Below are 18,171 nucleotides of genomic sequence, written 5' to 3'. Positions count from 1 at the left end.
CAGCCCCGCGATCAGCCGGTGGCCGCCGCGCGGGTTGGACTTGTCGTGGGTGATATCGCCCGCGAGCCGCGCGAAGATGCCGTCGCCGTGGACCTCGATCGTGCCGCGCGCGGCGGTCACGTTCTTGTCGTAGTTGTCGAGTCCGGTCGTCAGGTTCTTGCCGAAGCCGTCGCGGGTGAGGCGCGCAACCGCACCGCCGACGCGGATCGTGCCGTCGCCGATCGGGGCCGATGCCGAGACCACGCCGTCCATCTGGTTGTACGACCCATAAGTCGCGCGGGCCGAAAGGTGCATCACGTCATCGATGCGGCGGGTGACATACTTGACCGCACCGCCAACCGTGTTGCGGCCATAAAGCGTGCCCTGCGGACCGCGCAGCACTTCGATGCGCTGGACGTCATAGATGTCGAGCACGGCAGCCTGAGGACGGTTCAGGTAAACGTCGTCGACATAGATGCCGACGCCCTGTTCGAAGCCGGCAACGGGGTCCTGCTGGCCGACACCGCGAATGAAGGCGGTGAGCGTGGAGTTGGTGCCGCGCGACGGTTCCAGCGTGACGTTGGGGGCCAGATCGGCCAGCGCGGTGATGTCGGTCGCGCCGCTGTTGGCCAACTGCTCGCCCGAAATGGCGGTGATGGCGATCGGCACGTCGATCAGCGTTTCCTCGCGGCGGCGGGCGGTAACGGTGATGACTTCGCCGCTGTCCACGGCCTCATCGGCGGCGGCGTCCTGCGCGAAAGCCGGTACGGTAAGCGAGGTGAGGGCAGTGGCGGCGAGGGCCATGCGAACGGTGTGACGCGCAAAGGTCATCTGAATCTCTCTCCCAAAGGGCGCACTTCGCGCCGCTCCATTGTTGCCCCTTTATTGAAAGGTGAACCACCTTTCAACTTTTGATTGGCAGCGAGTGGAAATCATCCTAATGCGTTGCGCGGAAGCAACAGGCAGGCCAAACGGTTGCCGTGCCTGGGGAGACAATGACCTTGCCTAAGGATTCCGCCCTGCCATCGCGCAACGGCGCTGCCAGTCCCGGCAAGGAACCGCGCACCGCGCGCGGCCGCGAAACGCTTCGCCGCCTGCTCGATGCCGCGGCTGCCGAATTCGGCGAGCGCGGTTTCCACGAAGCCTCGATCAGCGGCATCACCCGCCGCGCCGGCACCGCGCTCGGCAGTTTCTACACCTACTTCGATTCCAAGGATTCGATCTTCTCGGCGCTGGTCACGCATATGAGCCAGTCAGTTGCGGCGGCAGCCGCGGCGGCGGTAACCCCCGGTAGTTCAGGCGTACAGCGCGAGCGCGAGGCGCTGGCCGGCTTCCTCGGCTTCGCTCGCCAGCACAAGGAACTGTACCGGATCATCGACGAGGCTGAATTCGCTGATCCGGAAGCGTACCGCGCACACTACATGGGCACCGCCAAGCGCATCGCCGCACGCTTCGATGAAAGCGTCGCGGCGGGCACCATGTCACCTGGCGATAACGAAGTCCGCGCCTGGGCGACCATGGGCATGAACGTGTTTCTGGGCCTGCGCTTCGGCGTCTGGGGCGAAGAGCGCAGCCCCGAGGACGTCGCCGCCGAGGCCGAGCGCCTTCTGCGCGATGGACTGGGTCCGCGCGGCTAAACCGCCGCCGATCGAGTCAAATCCCCGCCCACCACTGGTAGCCGCGGGCGTCCTCCCAATAACCACCCTTGCCGCCATATAGCCCGGCAAGCGAACTCCGCGCCTCGATCCGCATCACGTATTTCGCGTGCTTGTAGCCCAGCTGACGTTCAGCACGCAGGCGGATCGGCGCGCCGTGGGCAACGGGCAGCGGCTTGTCGTTCATCGCCCAGGCCAAAATCGTCTGCGGATGGTGCGCCTCGATCAGGTCGAGCGATTCGTAATAGGGCGTCGTGCCGAAGCAGTCGGCGCAGTGGAACACGATGTAGCGCGCTGAGGGCAGCAGGCCCGCCATCTTGAGGATCGCCCCGAGCTGTGGCCCCTGCCACTTGCCGATTGCGCTCCACCCTTCGACGCAGTCATGCCGGGTGATCTGCGCGCGCTGCGGCATCGCGCGAAGGGCATCGAGCGGCAGGTCGAGCGCGCGCAGCACCAGCCCATCAACCTTGAGCGCCCAGCGCGCGAACTGGTCCGCCGCATGGCCGCTCCACTCGGTATTGCCCTTCACATTGGTGTTGCCGTTGGCGCGGAACACCGGCGACATCTGCGAGGCGGCGAATTCTGCTGCCAGCGCACCCCCGGCAATCCCGCGCTGCACGGCATAGTGGGCATCGGCAGCGGCTTCGAGGACCGATCGGAACGGGCCCGGCTGCGACAGGCGGTCGCAACCCGACAGAAGCAGCCCGCCGGTGCCGAGGGCACCGGCTGACAGCAGGCGGCGGCGTGAGAACTGGTCAGTCATGGGCGCGCTCCTTGGCTCGCGGCGCAGCAGGTTCAGGCGGCAGGCGGAACCAGCCGGTGATCATCGAGCGCACCTCGTTCACTGGCCCGGCGAGCACGACCATGGCGATGTGAACGATGAAGAACAGCACGATGCCAGTAGCGCAGAGGAAATGAACCGAGCGCGCCGATTGCCGCCCACCGAACAGCTCTGGCAGCCAATGAAACGCGGCATCGAGCGCCGGCGACAAGGCCATGCCGGTCAGTACCAGCACCGGCAGCAGCACGATCAGGACGCCGCAATAGGCCAGCTTCTGCAGAATGTTGTAGCGCGCGGCAGCCTCTCCGGTGGGGAAGCGCAGTGCGGCGTGGTCCTTGATATCCTGCCACAAGTGCGCGGGTGAAAGCTCGCCCAGGCGGGGCCGCAAGTCGCGCCACACGTGGCCGTTGACCGCCGACCAGGCGAGGTAGCCTGCGATTGCTGCGCTGAACACCCAGGCAAAGGCCAGATGCCAGAGCCGCGCATCAGCCGGGCTGTAATGCGATGGAATGGTCATCCACACCGGGAATTGCGGCAGCTCCAGCCAGGCCTTGTCGGGGTTCGCGCCGAAGCGGCCCCAATAGAGCCGGGGGTGCGCGTTGGAGATCATCAGCCCGCTCATCAGCATGATCGTGACGGTGGCGACATTGATCCAGTGCCACAGCCGCGTCGACAGTCGGTGGCGCTTGACCAATGTCGGCGCTGGTGCCGGTGCAGGCGCTGAAACGGGCGAGGGATCTTCAGGCATGTCCATTCGCGGCTCCCTTGGCGCAGGGTCTGAGGCTAGACGCGAAATCAGCGCTCGGCAAATCCGCGCGCATCGCGCGCGAGCGGCATACGCAAGGTATTTTGCAACATCGCGACACCCAGATATTGCCCGACCAGACAGGGCAGCTCGATAAGCTGCGCCTCGTTCCATGTCCGCGCCAGTTCGGCCCAGGTGGCGTCGCTGATCATCTGCCGTTCGAATAATTCGCCCACCGCGCGCAGGATTGCCGCTTCGTGCGAGGACCAGCCGTCGGCTTCCGGACCGGCGCGGACCCGGTCAGTATCCACCTCGGTAAAACCCATTTCGCGCCCGATCAGCACGTGCTGACCCCATTCATAGGGCGCTCCTGCAAGCCAGGCCGTCCGCAGCACCGCCAGTTCGCGTTCGCGCGGCGGGATGGCCGAGCCGCTGAACAGGAAGATGCCGGTTTCCAGTTGCAGGCGGAACAGGTCCGGGTGGCGGGCAAGAACGGCGAAATAGGTGGTCAGCGTCTCGGGCGCTTCCAGCCCCAGGGTATTGCCGATGCGTCGCACGAGTTCGCGCACTTCGCTGCCCAGCTCGTCATCCGGCAGCGGCGGAATGCGGATCGGCGCGCCAATGATCTCGGCCTCGCGAGCTGCAATGTCCTCAGCCGTTTTCACCGGTAGCTCAGCCCCGGATTTCCCTCGGCCAACATGATGCGCAGCGAATTCTGGACATAGGCGGTGGCAACATATTGCCCGACCATCATCGGAAACTCGATCAATTGCGCCTCGTCCCATGTCCGGGCGAGTACCTCCCATGTGTCATCAGCGATGGCATGGTCGCCCACCAGCTCCTCCACCCCGCGCAGGATCGCATTGTCATGCGAGGACCAGGCGGGATCGGCCGACCCGCGCGTCACCCGTTCGACCTCCTCGGTCGTCACGCCCATGCGCTTGGCAATGTCGACATGTTGGCCCCATTCGTAAGGCGCGCGGCACAGCCAGCCGATGCGCAAGATCGCCAGTTCGCGCTCCCGCGGCGAAATGCGGCCGGCAAAGATCGTCGTCCCCATTTCCATCTGCCGCGCGAATACTTCCGGGTGCTTCATCATCGTGCGCATGTAATCTGGAATCTTGTCCGGCGTCACCGGCTGTGCCCCGGCCCCGGCGCGCACCGCGTTGACCAGGCCCAGCGCGCCCGCGTCGACTGCATCGCCGGTAAGCGCCGCAATCCGCGGGCCATCGCCCACCACTTGCCGCTGCCGCTCCTGTAAATTGAAAGAAATCCCGCCACGCTCAATCGCGCTCATCCTGCCGCTCCCAATCAGTTTGGCAGCAGGCTAGGCGTATGCGCTCAGGCCGCAAGCCGGCGGCGGACTGATCGCCGGGAAGATGCGCGTTGACCCAAACCCGCCCCCTGTGCCAAAGCGCCGCCGCTGGCACGCGGGTGTAGCTCAATGGTAGAGCAGCAGCTTCCCAAGCTGAATACGAGGGTTCGATTCCCTTCACCCGCTCCACCTTCTCATTCACCGTCATTCGGGAATGGCTAGACAAACCACACAAAACAGCGATATTTAAGCGGTTATCAGGCCGCTTGCGTCCAGTTGCGTCCACAGTCAGTCGTCCGTCGTTGGGGGTATGATTGGGGAGTATATGCAAACCGGCCATCTCACCCCTTTAATCAAAGGGGGTATATTGGGGGTATAGACCCCCGGAGAGGCTGGCGATTCCATGGCTTTGACCGACTTCACAATTCGCAATGCCAATCCCGGAGCGAAGGCAATCAAGTTGTCGGACGGCGGGGGCATGTTCCTGCTTGTCACACCAGCGGGGGGAAAGCTCTGGCGGCTGAAATACCGCATTGATAAGCGCGAAAAGCTGCTGGCCATGGGAGCCTATCCCGAAATTGGTTTGGGCGAGGCTCGCAGGCGTCGGGAAGAGGCGCGCGAACTGATCGCCTTGGGCAAAGACCCTGCCCGCGAAAAGCAGCGGGACAAGGTGCGCTCCCGCATTCAAGCGGCGGACACATTCGCGGCGATCTGCAAAGAGTATTGCGAGAAGCGCAGGCGGGACGGCCAAAAGGGCTGGGCACCGGCCACGGCAGTGCGGAGCGAATACCTGTTGGGGTTGGTCACCGCCTCAATCGGCAAATTGCCCATTGGCGAAATTGAACCGGCTGACGTGCTGACAGCCATTCGCCGGATTGAAGGCAAAGGCAAGCTGGAGAGCGCCCGGCGCAGCTTGCAACTGGCTGGCGCAGTGTTTCGCTACGCCGTGGCAACCGCTCGCCTGACGTCGGACCCGACCCGCGATCTACGCGGCGCGCTGACAGCCCCAACCGTTACACATTACGGCGCGATCACCGATGCAGGGAAGGTTGGGCAATTGCTCCGTGCAATTGATGGGTATGAGGGCACCGGCATCACGAAGCTGGCTTTGCAGATTGCGCCCCATGTTTTCGTTCGCCCCGGCGAATTGCGCCATGCCGAATGGTCTGAATTCGATTTGGACGGCGCGCTCTGGATTATTCCGGCAGGCAAGATGAAGATGCGCAAGGCTCACCAAATCCCACTGTCGCAGCAAGCCGTTGCGTTGTTCCGGGAAGTTCAGGCGTCAACCGGGCCAGAGGGTTTTGTATTTCCCTCTATCCGCACTCGCACCCGCCCCATGAGCGAAAACACCGTAAATGCCGGATTGCGGCGGCTGGGCTATACGAGCGACGAAATGACCGCGCACGGGTTTGCCCGAATTTCGAAGCGTTCAAAGCTTGGTCGCAAAACTTGGGGCACGAGCGGATAATGACGACGCTCTTAAGCTATGGAACGGTTGAACCGCACCGGCAGGCGGAATTGATCCGGAGCATGGGAGGAGCGAAAGTCGCGGCTGGAAAGTTGGCGTCGAATGTCGATCCAGCATTGGTGGCGCAAGTGGTCGCCGTGATGCAAAATATGCAGGGCTAGCCAGCTGATTTGGGGGTATTATTGGGGGTATGTTCCGATTTGGCTCTGTGAAAAATAGCCTAAATAAGCCAAAAACTGGCATTTTTGCGGTTCCCTTCACCGCTCCAGCCCTCGCTTCCCACAACATCCCGAAAATGCTACAAAACCTTGGAAGTCCTAGGGTTTTCACAACGCATTTGTCCCGCTTACGCCCGTATTTTCTCGCCACATCTCGCGAATCTGGGGGCCATTTTGGGGGCCAAGTGGGTTTCGGTCAATTCGAGTGGCCCCCAGGCTGGGGGCCACTTGGGATGGAAGGGATTGAAATCGTGGCACTTACTGACGTCGCCGTCCGCAATGCTAAGCCGGGGCCAAAGCCCTACAAGATGGGTGATTCCCACGGCCTGTTCCTTCTGGTCCAGCCAACTGGCGGAAAACTCTGGCGGTTCAAGTACCGGGTCGATGGTCGCGAGAAGAAACTGGCGATTGGTCCCTACCCGGAAATCGGTCTGGGCGAGGCTCGCAGGCGGCGCGATGAGGCCCGCGAGGCGATGACCTTTGGCAAAGATCCGGCACGCGAAAAGCAGCGTGAAAAGATTAGGTCGAAGATAGAGGCCGAAAACACATTTGCCGCGATCACTGCCGAATTCTGCGAGAAGCGAAGGAGGGACGGCCAACGCGCCTGGGCACCGGCCACCGCCAAGCGTTGCGAATACCTTCTGTCGATCCTGTGCGGTTCAATCGGTACCATGCCGATCGCCGAGATTGAGCCGGCTGATGTGCTGGTCGCGGTTCGTCGGATCGAAGTCAAAGGCAAACTCGAAAGCGCCCGGCGCACGCTCCAGCTGGCAGGCTCTGTGTTCCGCTATGCGGTCGCCACGGCACGCCTCAAGTCCGACCCAACGCGTGACCTCAAGGGGGCGCTGACAAGCCCCACTGTCACGCATTACGGGGCGGTTATCGACCCCGCAGGGGTGGGCGAGCTGCTCAGGTCAATCGATGGCTACGAGGGGCAGCCGATCACCAAATTCGCCATGCAGCTTGCGCCGCATGTGTTCGTCCGACCTGGTGAACTTCGGCATGCGGAATGGTCGGAAATCGATCTGGAAGGGGCGCTGTGGACGATCCCGGCGAGCAAGACCAAGATGCGCAAGGAACATGTCGTCCCGCTCTCGCGCCAGGCCATTGCGATCCTGAAGAGCGCACATTCGCTGACCGGCCCAAGCGGCTATGTCTTCCCCTCCGTCCGCACCCGCCGACGCCCCATGAGCGACAACACGATCAACGCCGGGCTGCGCCGCCTGGGCTAGGCCTCAGCATCCCCTAGCCATTCGGTCAGCCGCGTCTTGCCACCCCCCGCTTCGCCAAGCAGAACGATGTTGCCCGACAGCTCGAGCAGCACCTCATGCCTGACCTCGCGAAACTCAGTGCCGACGGCGTAATGGAGCCTGCGGGGGATAAAGACTTGCACAATCACCTATTGCCTGACCGGAGCGATTTCGGAAAGTGCCAAGCATTGGCCTGCATTCCGTACGATTCGTACCTATTTTCATTCTGCGACCATATTCAGCCTGGTGGACCGGCGCTGGCTGGGGAAACCCCTCCGCGCATTATGAGAAGTTCCGGATCATCCGGTCTTCGGGCCTCCCTCTGCACGGAACGCTGGACGCTCCAACTACGCGTTGTTTTCAGCCTTCCTTTTCCAATAGATCCAATTCAAGAACGCGTCGGCTTCTGAGAGATCGGCGGCACCGATGCGCCCAGCGAGCGCCTGTATCGTCTCGCACAACCGCTCGTAACTTCCTGGACCAATAGCATGGAACTGCGCATATTGGGGCGACGCAATTCCAAGCGCCCCGAGGGCGCCAACAGTGTTGCCGTTATAGACAGCGTATTGCGTCGGCGCGAAGGTGCACAAAATTTCGGTCGCCATATTCAGGCCGACGCCGGGTATTGATTCCGCCGCACGTCTGATCTCTGCGTAACCCTCCCTCGGAGGGCGTTGGCTGGCGTCCCGCGCAAGAGCGAAGAGCCGAATTACTTTGGCAGGGTGTTCGAGCGCCTTGCTCCCTTGTCTGTGGATGCTGCCAGAACCCCAAAGATGCCTGCCCCCGGCGCTGCCCATGAGGTCGCCAAGGCCGTCTTTGGCCACCTTCCGCGCGGCCGCGTCAACAGTATGACTGGCAAGCGCAGCAATTGATTGCTGCACTCGGAGGGCTTGTGTACGTTTCCGTCGCCTGTCTGCCTGCGCCGTGCTCGTGGCAGGATCAGCAAGATAGCGCTGGTGCCAGTCGAGGATTACACGCAAGTCGAAGCCGTCGGGGAGCGCCTTGTCGCGCGCTTTTTCGTATCGCTCACGCTCGCGCTTATCGATCCCATGTTGGGAGGTGTACTGCTGAAGCAAAAGCGGATCGAGCGTCTGAAACCGCTTCCAAGCCCGATAGCGATCGAAAGTCTTATTCAGCGCCGTTGTCACCGCATCGTCATTTGCGTGGTCAATGACCAGCGATATTTCCTCGTTTGATTGAAGCGCGCCTTTCGTCAGGTTCGCAGATCCCACAAGGCTGCGCCAGTTTTCGCCGCGCCGGGAGCAGTAAACCTTTGGATGAAATGTAGCCGGAGCCCTATCCGCAATCATCACGCTACAGGACGAGTACCGCTTCTTCACCTCAAGTAGGCGTTTCAAGGCAGCAGGTTCGGTCAGGAAGAAGTCGGTCCCAACGAATAGCTCGACTGTCGCGCCAACTGCGAGACGCTCTTCTAACATAGGGGCGAGGTGGTCAGCGCCGCCCCTCTTAAGGAACGCAACCGCTATGACGATTTCATCGGCTCCATCAATAATAGACTTGATCGCGCCTGCATGGCTTTCACCATTCGCATTAGAAATAATCACGCAAGCCTCCAATAATCTGTATTGGCACCACACACCATAAATTCCATATCGTTGGAAGTCGATCGAATGACTTGACGAATATCGCCTTTGGGATGCGGGACCTTGCTAGATGATTAGCCGAAATGAGGTATCTTGGCTTACACAAAGGTTCGCGATCGGCGGCTTCGGCCTTCCCTATGCAATTCGTGAAGCCTGCCGCTGCAGATCGTCCCCAAAATCAGGCATTCCAGCCTGTGATCGGTCTTTGATAATCTCATGATTTCCACAGGCATCCAGCGGAGCAGGGGGCCATATTGGGGGCCATCGCCATGCTAACGCATGACAAACCATAATCAAATCAAGTGACTACTTCGACTTTTGGCTTCCCTTCATCGCTCCAATTTTCCGGATATGCGAACAGTTGATAGCGCTGCCGCCGTGAGCATCATGTGGCAGCGATTGATTTAACCGGGCGCGCCTGCCATTGAACGCACATTGGTCAGTCCAGTGGAACATGACATGCAAAACCCAGCACCTCCGGTTCATGACCGGATCTATAAACACCTCGCCAGGCGCATCCTCGCCGAAATCATCGCGGGCAAGTATCCGGTCGGTTCGCGCCTGCCGGCTGAACGCGAACTGGCGATTATCTACGAAGTCAGCCGCCCTACTGTGCGCGAGGCGGTGATTGCGCTTGAAGTGCAGGGAATCGTCGATGTGCGCATCGGTTCGGGTGCCTATGTCGTGCGCTTGCCGAGCGAGGACGATCACCCTGGATCGCACCTTTCGGCCTTTGAACTGACCGAGGCCCGCGCGCTGATCGAGGCCGAGGCAGCGGCGCTGGCAGCAACGCTCGCCACCGATGCCGAGATCGAGGAGATCGCCGCCCACGTCGATGCCATCGCCCGCGCGGATCGCAACGCCGCCGGGGCCGAAGCTGCGGACCGGGCCTTCCACCTCGCCATCGCCAGCGCTGCGCGCAACGGGGCCTTGCTCGGCGCGATCATTTCGCTGTGGGACATGCGCGAGACTTCGGCCGAGGCGGCGCTGCTGCATGAAAAGGCGCGGTCTGCCAATATCATGCCGGTGGTTGACGAGCATTCCGCTGTGGTCAGCGCCCTGCGCGCCCGCGATCCCGAAGCGGCGCGTGCCGCCATGCGCGGGCACCTCGCCTCAGTGCTCGAAGCTCTGCTGTTCGCCACGGAAGGCGAGGAAGGGCAGGAAGAACGCCGCACCCGCCTGCGAACGGTGGCCGGCTGATGCCGCGTCCGCTCGAACTGCACGCCGACCGGTTGCTGCCGGCCGAAAGCACCACCCGCGCCATCGCGCGTGAGCTGTACGACACGGTCAAGGGCCTGCCGATCGTCAGCCCGCATGGCCACACCGATCCGCAGTGGTGGGCCAGCGACGCGAACTTCGGCAATGCCACCGACCTGCTGCTCGTCCCCGATCATTACGTCTTCCGCATGCTCTATTCGCAGGGCGTGGCGATGCAGGACCTTGGCGTGGGCGGCGGTGAAGTCGATCCCCGTGCGGCCTGGCGTCTGTTTGCCGAACGCTATCATCTGTTCCGCGGGACGCCGTCGCGGATGTGGCTCGACTGGGTATTTGCCGAGGCGTTCGGCATCGAATACCGGCTCGATGGCGAGACATCGGATTTCTATTTTGACACGATCACCGATGTACTGGCGACCGAAGCCTTCCGCCCGCGCGCGCTGTTCGAGCGGTTCAATATCGAGACCATCGCGACCACCGAAAGCCCGCTTGACAGCCTTGAGCATCACGCGGCGATCCGCGCCTCGGGCTGGCAGGGCAAGGTCATCACTGCCTATCGCCCGGACCCGGTGGTCGATCCCGAGTTCGAGGGTTTCCGCGATAACCTGGGCACCCTGTCCGGCCTGACCGGCGAGGATTGCCTCAGTTGGTCGGGCTACCTCGCCGCGCACCGTCAGCGCCGCGCGTTTTTTGCGACCATGGGCGCGACCAGTACCGATCATGGTCACCCGACCGCTCTGACTGCTGATCTCAATGCACTCGAGGCAGAAGCCCTGTTCCGCAAGGTCAGCGCCGGCGACTTCACCGCCGCAGATGCCGAACTGTTCCGCGCGCAGATGCTCACCGAAATGGCGCGGATGTCGATTGACGACGGGCTGGTCATGCAGATCCACCCCGGCGCCTTCCGCAACCACAACGCGGCAGTTTTCGCGCGCTTCGGCCGCGACAAGGGCGCCGACATGCCGAGCCGCACCGAATATGTGCAGGCGCTCAAACCCCTGCTCGACCGCTTCGGCAACGACCCGCGCCTGTCGATCATCCTCTTCACGCTGGATGAGAGCAGCTACGCCCGCGAACTCGCGCCGCTGGCCGGGCATTATCCGTGCCTCAAGCTCGGCCCGGCGTGGTGGTTCCATGACAGCCCCGAGGGGATGCGCCGCTTCCGCCGCATGACGACTGAAACTGCCGGCTTCTACAACACGGTCGGCTTCAACGACGACACCCGCGCCTTCCTCTCGATCCCGGCGCGGCATGACGTCGCGCGGCGGATTGACTGCGGGTTCCTCGCCGAACTGGTCGCCGAGCATCGCATCGAGGATTGGGAAGCTGCCGAACTGGCGCAGGACCTGACCTACAATCTGGTGAAGCAGGCCTACAAGCTGTGAGCGAGCACCTGCGATTGTCGCGATTTTCGTTAGAAATGTTCCCCCCTGCCGATGCAGAATGGTTCGACTATGACCGCGACGCGCAAGCCATGGGCATCGTGCACTTCGGCATCGGCGCTTTCCACCGCGCGCATCAGGCGTGGTACACCGACCGCGCGATGGATGCGGGCGACCGCGACTGGGGCATTATCGGCGTCTCGCTGCGATCAGGTGAAGTCGCGCACCAGATGACCCCGCAGGAGGGGCTCTACACCGTCACCGAAAGGTCGGGCGATGGCGTGAAAACCCGCATCATCGGCGTGGTCAAGGACGTGCTGGTTGCACCTTACGAGCCGGACGCAGTGATCGCCGCGCTCACCGCTCAGACCACGCGGATTGTCAGCTTCACCATCACTGAAAAGGGCTATTGCCGCGCCGCTGACGGCAGCCTCGACCCGGCGCTGGCAGGGGACGAGAGCGTTTATCACTACCTTGGCATTGGTCTGCGTCGCCGACATGATGCAGGGCTGCCCGGCCTGACGCTGATGTGCTGCGACAATCTGGCCGACAACGGCCAGCAGCTCGCGCGGCTGATGCGCGAATACCTGGCGCTGCGCGATCCGGCGCTGCTGGACTGGTTCGAGGCGCAGTGCACCTGCCCCTCGACAATGGTCGATCGTATCGTGCCTGCCACCACAGCGCAGGACCGCGACGAGGTTGCCGAAACGCTCGACGGCCTGCGCGATGAAGCGGCGGTGATGACCGAGCCGTTCAGCCAGTGGGTGATCGAGGACAAGTTCGCGCGAGGGCGCCCGGCTTGGGATAAGGTCGGCGCGCAACTGGTCGAGGATGTCCGGCCCTACGAGACGGCCAAGCTGCGGATGCTCAACGGCGCGCATTCGATGCTGGCTTACGTCGGCCTCGCTCACGGCCACACTTTCGTTCACGAGGCGGTCGGCGATCCGGCGATCCGTGCGCTTGCCGAACGGCTGATGCGCGAGGAAGCCGCGGCGACGATTGCCGCAGAGCCGGGGCAAGACTTGCCGGCCTATGCCGATGATCTGATCGAACGCTTCGCCAATCCGGCGCTCAATCACCGGCTGATCCAGATCGCCATGGACGGCAGTCAGAAGATCCCGCAGCGCTGGCTGGAAACTCTGGCGGCCAATCAGCACTCGGACCGCGAATGTCCCGCGATCCTTGCCGGTATCAGCGGCTGGATCCGCCACCTGCGCGGTGCGAACGGGCCGGTTGACGATCCGCGCGCGGCTGAACTGGGCAGGCTGGCCGAGCGCGAGGATTGCGTGATGGCGCTGTTTGACGAAGGCGGAGCAATGGCATCTGAATGGCGGCCCAGCGATGCCGATGTGGCGGCGATCAACGCAGGGCTCTGAAGTCGCCTAGCCGGCATCCTCGGCAAGGGTATGGGCAACGATGGCGTTGGCATGGCCGTGCCCCATCCCGTGCTGGTCCTTGAGCAGGGCGACCAATTCCATATGCTTTGCGGGCAGCGCGGCGCGCACCACTGCCTGCCATTCCGCAATCGGGCGGCCGTACTTCGTCTCGATCGAAGGGAAATAGGACGCTGGGCCCTTGACCTTCTCTTCGCCCATGATGCCTTACCCCTGAGCGGCGATGTAGCGGACGGCGGCGGCATAGCCCTCGGCGCCGAGACCCGAAATGATCCCCGTCACCGCGGCGGTCATGATCGTGTTCTTGCGCCATTCCTCCTCGCGCCGGTGCACGTTTGATATGTGCACTTCTACCACGGGGCATTCGACCATCTTGAGCGCATCGAGGATCGGATAGGCGGCATAGGAAAAGGCGGCGGGGTTGATGACCATGCCGGCCACCCCTTTGCGGTGCTGCTGGAGCCACTCGACCATTTCGCCTTCGTGGTTGGTCTGGCGAAAATCTATGGTGTGGCCAGTCGGTCCGGCGGCCTTGCGGCATAGCGCCTCGATGTCGGCGAGCGTCGTGCTGCCGTAGATCTCTGGCTCGCGCTCGCCCAGCAGGTTGAGGTTGGGTCCGTTGAGGACGAGGATCGTGCCGGCCATCTTCTCGAAAACTCCCTGTGCCCCTGCGGCCTTAGGACAATTGGCGGCTCAAGGGAATCCCTGCGAGCTACGGCGTGCGCCATAGGCCGCGACAACCTCAGCCAGCACGGACAGTGCCAGCGTTTCGGGATCGCGGGCCGAAGGGATCAGGCCGATGGGGCCGTGGATGGCCGCTGCCTGATCAGCGGGCACGCCAGCTTCGGCCAAAGCAACGAGACGACGGGCATGCGTGGCGCGGCTGCCCATTGCGCCGATCCACAAGCTGTCCTGCGGCAGCGCGCGGGCGAGGAGGGGGACTTCCCAGTCGTGATCGTGGAACAGCAGCACCAGCGCGGTCCACGGATCGAGATCGAGCGGCACGGGCGAGGTGGGGGTCTTGAGCGGAGTCGCTCTCGGCTGGCTGGCAAGGCGCTCGTCCGGGGTGATGACTTCAACCAAAGCCCCCCAAGCGCCAGTCTGCCGGGCGAGGGCTTCGACTTCCTCGCCGTGTCCGGCGATCACCAGACGAAGCGGCGGATCGAGGCGGAGGTGGAAGGTGGCGTCATGCCATCCGGTGCGGGCTTCTGCATCCGCTGCGTGCAGCGCAAGTGCGCCGTCAGTTCCGGCCGCGAGAATTGCCGGCTGGCGGACATCAAGGCTTTCGACTGCTTCGGCAATGGCGGCGCTATCCGGCTGCGGCACAATCAGCAGGTCGATCCCCGAGCCGCAGGGCAGGCGAATGTCGATCAACGGCGAGCCCGCGCCGATCCGGAGGACCTCCGCCTTGCTGCCGGCGATCACGCGGCGTGCTTCGCCGGCAATTGCCGCTTCGGTACAGCCGCCCGAGAGCGAGCCGCACCAATCCCCCGCCTCGCTCACGCCCATCAGCGTGCCGGTGCCGCGCGCCGCGCCGCCTTCGACTGCAGTTAGCACGATCAGCGCGGTGCGTTCACCGCGCCCGGCGGCATTTTGCAGGTAGCTCAGGACGGTGAGTGGTGTCGCCATATGGCGGGCTTAGCCGGTCATCCCGCCGGATTGAAGGGCTCGCGCAAATTCACCAAGGGGCGGCGATACGACGGATCGTCCGTATTGCGGCTGGAGACGCCGTTTTTCTCGATCCCGGGCACGTCGGCGAAGGGGATCGGCATCGGCGGCGGCAGGCAGCCCCATTCGATGATGTTGGTGCGCAGCGCGATTTTCCATTCACCGTTCCTGCGCTCGAGCCGGTCGATATAGCGCCCGCCGGCCATCCACAGGGTCTCATCGCGGTTGCGGCCGACGAAGATGTAGTAACATTCCGAATGGGCGGTATCGCCGTCGATATCGACCGTCTGGTTTAGCAGCGAGTGGTGCGTGACGATCTGCCCGGCCTCGTGCATTGGCACGGCCCAGTCCCAGCAGCCCGCCACATCGCCCACGTAAGGCCCGGCGGCCATTTCGGCATCGCCCCAGAAGGCGGAGAGGTAAAGCTCGCGGTCAAAGCGGTCCATGCCGCGCGAAAAGCGGGTCAGGCAGTCCGAAATCTCGATGCGGTCGGCGGCATATTCCAGGCGCTTGAGGCGGGCTTCGTCCATGTTTTCAGACTCCTATCGGCTGCCAGATCGGCTCGCCGCGCGCGGCGCGGGCCGAGGGGATGACGCTGCCGTCAATGTCGGTCAGGTCGTATTCCATCGCCAGTTCGGTGGTGATGAATTCGCCGCCGGAGCGCTTCATGATTTCGGGATCGGCGGCCAGTGCGGCCACGACGCGGCCCGGATGTTCGACTGAGGAGCCCGTCATCGTGGTGATCGATGTGGTCATCTTTTCGGCCATTTTCGCCATGTTATCAACGGCTTTCTCAGTCAGGGTCAGCCCCTGCCACATCGTCAGCGCGGCGACATTATGAGGCGCAAGTTCGACTGCCATATCGCGGGTCATGCGGCCGACGGCGGTTTTCGACGTGCCGAAGATGACGCCATAGGTGTAAGTCGTTGCGGCGAAACCGGAAATTGCCACGATCAGGCCGGAGCCCTGCGGCGCCATGATCTTGGCGGCGTGCCAGGCGGCGACATAGTTGGACTTCACGCCAACGTCCCACATCTCCAGGTTGGAAAGTGGTTTTTCCCAGAAACCCTTGGGTTCGAGCAGGTCGTCCGACAGGGCAAAGGCGTTGTTGACGAGGATGTCGAGCCGGCCCTCGTCGCGGGCGATCCGCTCGAACAGGGCCGCCACTGCCGCGTCATCGCCGTGGTCGCAGGCAACTGCAACGCCGCTGCCTCCGCACTGCAAGCCCCGCGCATCGCATTCGGCTGCCGTGGAGCCGACCGTGCCGGGGAGGTAGTAGTCACCCTCGTTCACTGTGCGCCCGGTGACATAGACCCGCGCGCCCTGTTCGGCGAGGACGAGGGCGATGCCCTTGCCGATGCCGCGGCTGGCACCGGTGACCAGCGCGACCTTGCCTGCGAGTGGAGCGTCCATTCGAAATCCTCTGCCAGAAGCCTCGCCGGTTTCTAGCTTGCCGAGGCCTCATGTCGAGTGCGCCCCGGCGATACTGCTGCGGGCCGGAAGCACGAATGCCGCCGGCCCGCAGGGGATGTTCGGATTGTCAGATGAGCAAGCGATCAGGTGCGCGGAGCACCCCGGCCGCCGACGTTGCCGCCGCCAAAGCCGCCGCCTGAACGGCGCTGGCCGCCCGAGTTGTTGCCGCCGGTGCGGTTGCCATCGGGGCTGCGATGAACGCGGGGGGCATCCTGCGGGCGGGCCGGACGGCGTTCGCCATCGCTGCGCGCTTCGGGGCGCGGACCGCGGTTTTCAGGACGCGGACCACGGTTGTCACTGCGCGGTGCCGAACGGTCGCCCTGCGGACGTTCGCTGCGGCCTTCGCCTTCGTGACCGAAGTTGGCGGGGCTCCAGTTGGAGCCGCCACCCTGGGCCGGACGGCGCTCGCGACGGTCATCACGGGTTTCGTCGCGGCGACCTTCCGGACGCGGAGCGGATTCGCCCCGGCCACGGCGATGCTGGCGATCGGAATCGCGATCACCGCCGGGACGACCGGCGCCACCCGAACGGCCACCATCACTGCGGCCACCGCCAGAGCGGCCACCGCCGCCAATGCCGCGACCACCACCGCCACGGCCCTGACGCGGGCTCGGATCGGTAGGTTCGGTGCGCTTGGCAGGAGCCGGCAGACGCGCGGCTTCGGCCATGAAGTTGTCCGGCAGCGGCATCGGCATCAGCTTGATCTGGGTCAGCTTCTCGATGTCGCGCAGGTACGGCTTCTCGTCGGGAGCGACGAAGCTGACAGCCACGCCATCGGCGCCGGCACGCGCGGTGCGGCCGATGCGGTGGACGTACTGTTCGGCCACGTTGGGCATTTCATAGTTGAACACGTGGCTCACGCCGGTCACGTCGATGCCGCGCGCGGCAATGTCGGTGGCGACGAGGACCGGGCATGCCCCCTGCCGGAAAGCGTTGAGTGCGGCGGTGCGCTGGGCCTGGCTCTTGTTGCCGTGGATCGCCGCAGCGGTCACACCGGCCGAGTGCAGGTGGCGGACCACGCGGTCAGCGCCGTGCTTGGTGCGGGTGAACACCAGCGCGCGGTCGATCTTCTGCTGGCCTTCCGTCTCGGCGAGGCCGGCACGCAGCTTGAGGGTCAGCAGCGACTGCTTTTCGGCCTGGTTGATGAAGGTGACGAACTGGTCGACGCGTTCCGCCGTGGTCGCCTGCGGCGTCACTTCGACGCGCACCGGGTTGTTGATGAACTGCTTGCCCAGATCGGCAATCGCCTTGGGCATGGTGGCCGAGAAGAACAGGCTCTGCCGCTCCTTGGGCAGCATCGCCGCAACGCGCTTCAGCGGCACGATGAAGCCAAGGTCCATCATCTGGTCGGCTTCGTCGAGCACGAAGATCTCGACATTGCGCAGCGTCAGGGCGCGCTGATCGATCAGGTCGAGCAGGCGGCCCGGCGTGGCGACCAGCACGTCACAGCCGGCAACCAGTGCGCGGCTCTGCTTGCCGACGGGGATGCCGCCAAACACGCACTGCACCGAAAGGTTGAGGTACTTGGCATAGCCGCGCATGTTCTCGGCAATCTGGGCAGCGAGTTCGCGGGTCGGCGAAAGTACCAGCATCCGGCACGAAGCCGGGCTGCGCGGCTTGGGATTGGCGGCCAGGCGGTGAAGCGAGGGGAGCGAGAAGGCAGCGGTCTTGCCGGTGCCGGTCTGTGCGATGCCAAGGAGGTCACGGCCTTCGAGCAGGGCGGGAATAGCCTGCTTCTGGATCGGCGTGGGATCGGAATAGCCCTTGGTTTCAAGCGCACGGAGCAAGGGCTCGGCAAGGCCAAGGTCAGAAAAATAGGACATGGTATTCTTTCAATATGGAGCTTGGCGCACGCACGGGTGCCGTGCATGCGAAGCGAGGGTTCGTTTCGATGCGACCCTGCGTGAAAAAGGAAGCTTCCAGCGATTTCGGCTATCGAAGGTCCGGGCAGGTTCAGCGATGAAAACGCGAACCTCACGCTGCCGGGACCGCGCCGGGGAGGACCCGCGCGCCGATTGCTG

The 18,171-nt window shown here is 63.7% G+C and carries 19 protein-coding genes and 1 tRNA gene; 7 read left to right on the top strand and 13 right to left on the bottom strand.

Features of this window, described 5'->3' with window-relative positions:
- A partial coding sequence (locus RMO89_RS12075; RefSeq protein WP_310533363.1) for a TonB-dependent receptor plug domain-containing protein occupies positions 1 to 810 on the bottom strand: 810 nt, incomplete at its 3' end.
- Between the two features lie 164 nt (positions 811 to 974).
- On the opposite strand from RMO89_RS12075, the gene RMO89_RS12070 reads away from it, so the two are divergent.
- The gene (locus RMO89_RS12070) at positions 975 to 1,616 is read left to right on the top strand and encodes a TetR/AcrR family transcriptional regulator (protein WP_310533362.1); all 642 of its coding nucleotides are present in this window, start codon (positions 975 to 977) and stop codon (positions 1,614 to 1,616) included.
- 16 nt (positions 1,617 to 1,632) lie between these two features.
- On the opposite strand, the gene RMO89_RS12065 is transcribed toward RMO89_RS12070, so the two are convergent.
- From RMO89_RS12065 to RMO89_RS12050, 4 genes are read right to left on the bottom strand one after another with little or no spacing between them, the layout of a single operon-like run.
- Positions 1,633 to 2,397, bottom strand: a complete 765-nt coding sequence (locus tag RMO89_RS12065) for a molybdopterin-dependent oxidoreductase (RefSeq protein WP_310533361.1) — start codon at positions 2,395 to 2,397, stop codon at positions 1,633 to 1,635.
- A complete protein-coding gene (locus RMO89_RS12060) occupies positions 2,390 to 3,163 on the bottom strand; it encodes a cytochrome b/b6 domain-containing protein (protein ID WP_310533365.1) in 774 nt (257 codons plus the stop codon). Before RMO89_RS12060 ends, RMO89_RS12065 begins: the two co-directional genes overlap by 8 nt.
- Before the next feature lie 47 nt (positions 3,164 to 3,210).
- Positions 3,211 to 3,825 (bottom strand): carboxymuconolactone decarboxylase family protein, encoded by a 615-nt coding sequence (locus tag RMO89_RS12055; RefSeq protein ID WP_310533360.1) that lies wholly within the window; start codon positions 3,823 to 3,825, stop codon positions 3,211 to 3,213.
- The gene (locus tag RMO89_RS12050) at positions 3,822 to 4,457 is read right to left on the bottom strand and encodes a carboxymuconolactone decarboxylase family protein (RefSeq protein ID WP_310533359.1); all 636 of its coding nucleotides are present in this window, start codon (positions 4,455 to 4,457) and stop codon (positions 3,822 to 3,824) included. Before RMO89_RS12050 ends, RMO89_RS12055 begins: the two co-directional genes overlap by 4 nt.
- Before the next feature lie 133 nt (positions 4,458 to 4,590).
- On the opposite strand from RMO89_RS12050, the gene RMO89_RS12045 reads away from it, so the two are divergent.
- The 3 genes from RMO89_RS12045 (at position 4,591) to RMO89_RS12035 (ending at position 7,396) form a co-directional block, all read left to right on the top strand.
- Positions 4,591 to 4,664, top strand: a tRNA-Gly gene (locus RMO89_RS12045).
- Positions 4,665 to 4,878: 214 nt separating this feature from the next.
- On the top strand, positions 4,879 to 5,946 hold the full coding sequence (locus tag RMO89_RS12040; protein WP_310533358.1) for a phage integrase central domain-containing protein: 1,068 nt from the start codon (positions 4,879 to 4,881) through the stop codon (positions 5,944 to 5,946).
- A 469-nt stretch (positions 5,947 to 6,415) separates the two neighbouring features.
- On the top strand, positions 6,416 to 7,396 hold the full coding sequence (locus tag RMO89_RS12035) for an integrase arm-type DNA-binding domain-containing protein (RefSeq protein WP_310533357.1): 981 nt from the start codon (positions 6,416 to 6,418) through the stop codon (positions 7,394 to 7,396).
- Here the strand turns inward: RMO89_RS12035 and RMO89_RS12030 are convergent.
- Together RMO89_RS12030 and RMO89_RS12025 are read right to left on the bottom strand one after the other, a co-directional pair.
- Positions 7,393 to 7,557 (bottom strand): hypothetical protein, encoded by a 165-nt coding sequence (locus RMO89_RS12030; RefSeq protein WP_310533356.1) that lies wholly within the window; start codon positions 7,555 to 7,557, stop codon positions 7,393 to 7,395. The two genes, RMO89_RS12035 and RMO89_RS12030, sit on opposite strands and share 4 nt — an antisense overlap.
- 204 nt (positions 7,558 to 7,761) lie before the next feature.
- Positions 7,762 to 8,979 carry a phospholipase D-like domain-containing protein gene (locus tag RMO89_RS12025; protein WP_310533355.1) on the bottom strand — a complete coding sequence of 406 codons (1,218 nt, stop codon included), beginning with the start codon at positions 8,977 to 8,979 and terminating at the stop codon, positions 7,762 to 7,764.
- A 498-nt stretch (positions 8,980 to 9,477) separates the two neighbouring features.
- Here RMO89_RS12025 and RMO89_RS12020 point away from each other — a divergent pair, with 498 nt between their 5' ends.
- Genes RMO89_RS12020 through RMO89_RS12010 form a run of 3 tightly spaced genes read left to right on the top strand, consistent with a single transcriptional unit; the run spans position 9,478 to position 12,991 of the window.
- Positions 9,478 to 10,218 carry an FCD domain-containing protein gene (locus tag RMO89_RS12020; protein ID WP_310533354.1) on the top strand — a complete coding sequence of 247 codons (741 nt, stop codon included), beginning with the start codon at positions 9,478 to 9,480 and terminating at the stop codon, positions 10,216 to 10,218.
- Positions 10,218 to 11,618: a glucuronate isomerase gene (gene uxaC, locus RMO89_RS12015; RefSeq protein WP_310533352.1), complete on the top strand. Its 1,401-nt coding sequence runs from the start codon at positions 10,218 to 10,220 to the stop codon at positions 11,616 to 11,618. The genes RMO89_RS12020 and uxaC overlap by 1 nt, the downstream gene beginning before the upstream one ends.
- 35 nt (positions 11,619 to 11,653) lie before the next feature.
- Positions 11,654 to 12,991: a mannitol dehydrogenase family protein gene (locus RMO89_RS12010; RefSeq protein ID WP_310533351.1), complete on the top strand. Its 1,338-nt coding sequence runs from the start codon at positions 11,654 to 11,656 to the stop codon at positions 12,989 to 12,991.
- A 6-nt stretch (positions 12,992 to 12,997) separates the two neighbouring features.
- Here RMO89_RS12010 and RMO89_RS12005 read toward each other — a convergent pair whose 3' ends face one another.
- The 6 genes from RMO89_RS12005 to RMO89_RS11980 all read right to left on the bottom strand — a co-directional run bounded on the left by RMO89_RS12005 (position 12,998) and on the right by RMO89_RS11980 (position 17,973).
- Positions 12,998 to 13,210, bottom strand: coding sequence for a DUF4287 domain-containing protein (locus RMO89_RS12005; protein ID WP_310533350.1), 213 nt, complete (start codon positions 13,208 to 13,210; stop codon positions 12,998 to 13,000).
- Between the two features lie 6 nt (positions 13,211 to 13,216).
- Positions 13,217 to 13,654, bottom strand: a complete 438-nt coding sequence (locus tag RMO89_RS12000; RefSeq protein ID WP_310533348.1) for a type II 3-dehydroquinate dehydratase — start codon at positions 13,652 to 13,654, stop codon at positions 13,217 to 13,219.
- 48 nt (positions 13,655 to 13,702) lie between these two features.
- The gene (locus RMO89_RS11995; protein WP_310533347.1) at positions 13,703 to 14,638 is read right to left on the bottom strand and encodes an XdhC family protein; all 936 of its coding nucleotides are present in this window, start codon (positions 14,636 to 14,638) and stop codon (positions 13,703 to 13,705) included.
- Positions 14,639 to 14,655: 17 nt separating this feature from the next.
- Entirely contained in the window at positions 14,656 to 15,207 is a 552-nt protein-coding gene (locus tag RMO89_RS11990) for a nuclear transport factor 2 family protein (protein WP_310533346.1), read from the bottom strand.
- A gap of 4 nt (positions 15,208 to 15,211) precedes the next feature.
- Positions 15,212 to 16,090, bottom strand: a complete 879-nt coding sequence (locus tag RMO89_RS11985; protein WP_310533344.1) for an SDR family NAD(P)-dependent oxidoreductase — start codon at positions 16,088 to 16,090, stop codon at positions 15,212 to 15,214.
- A gap of 143 nt (positions 16,091 to 16,233) precedes the next feature.
- On the bottom strand, positions 16,234 to 17,973 hold the full coding sequence (locus RMO89_RS11980; RefSeq protein WP_310533342.1) for a DEAD/DEAH box helicase: 1,740 nt from the start codon (positions 17,971 to 17,973) through the stop codon (positions 16,234 to 16,236).
- Positions 17,974 to 18,171 lie beyond the last annotated feature (198 nt).

Source organism: Novosphingobium sp. (assembly GCF_031424035.1).
Taxonomy (GTDB): domain Bacteria; phylum Pseudomonadota; class Alphaproteobacteria; order Sphingomonadales; family Sphingomonadaceae; genus Novosphingobium.
The sequence above is the reverse complement of the archived record's forward strand: the minus strand, read 5'-3'. Positions and strand labels throughout refer to the sequence as shown.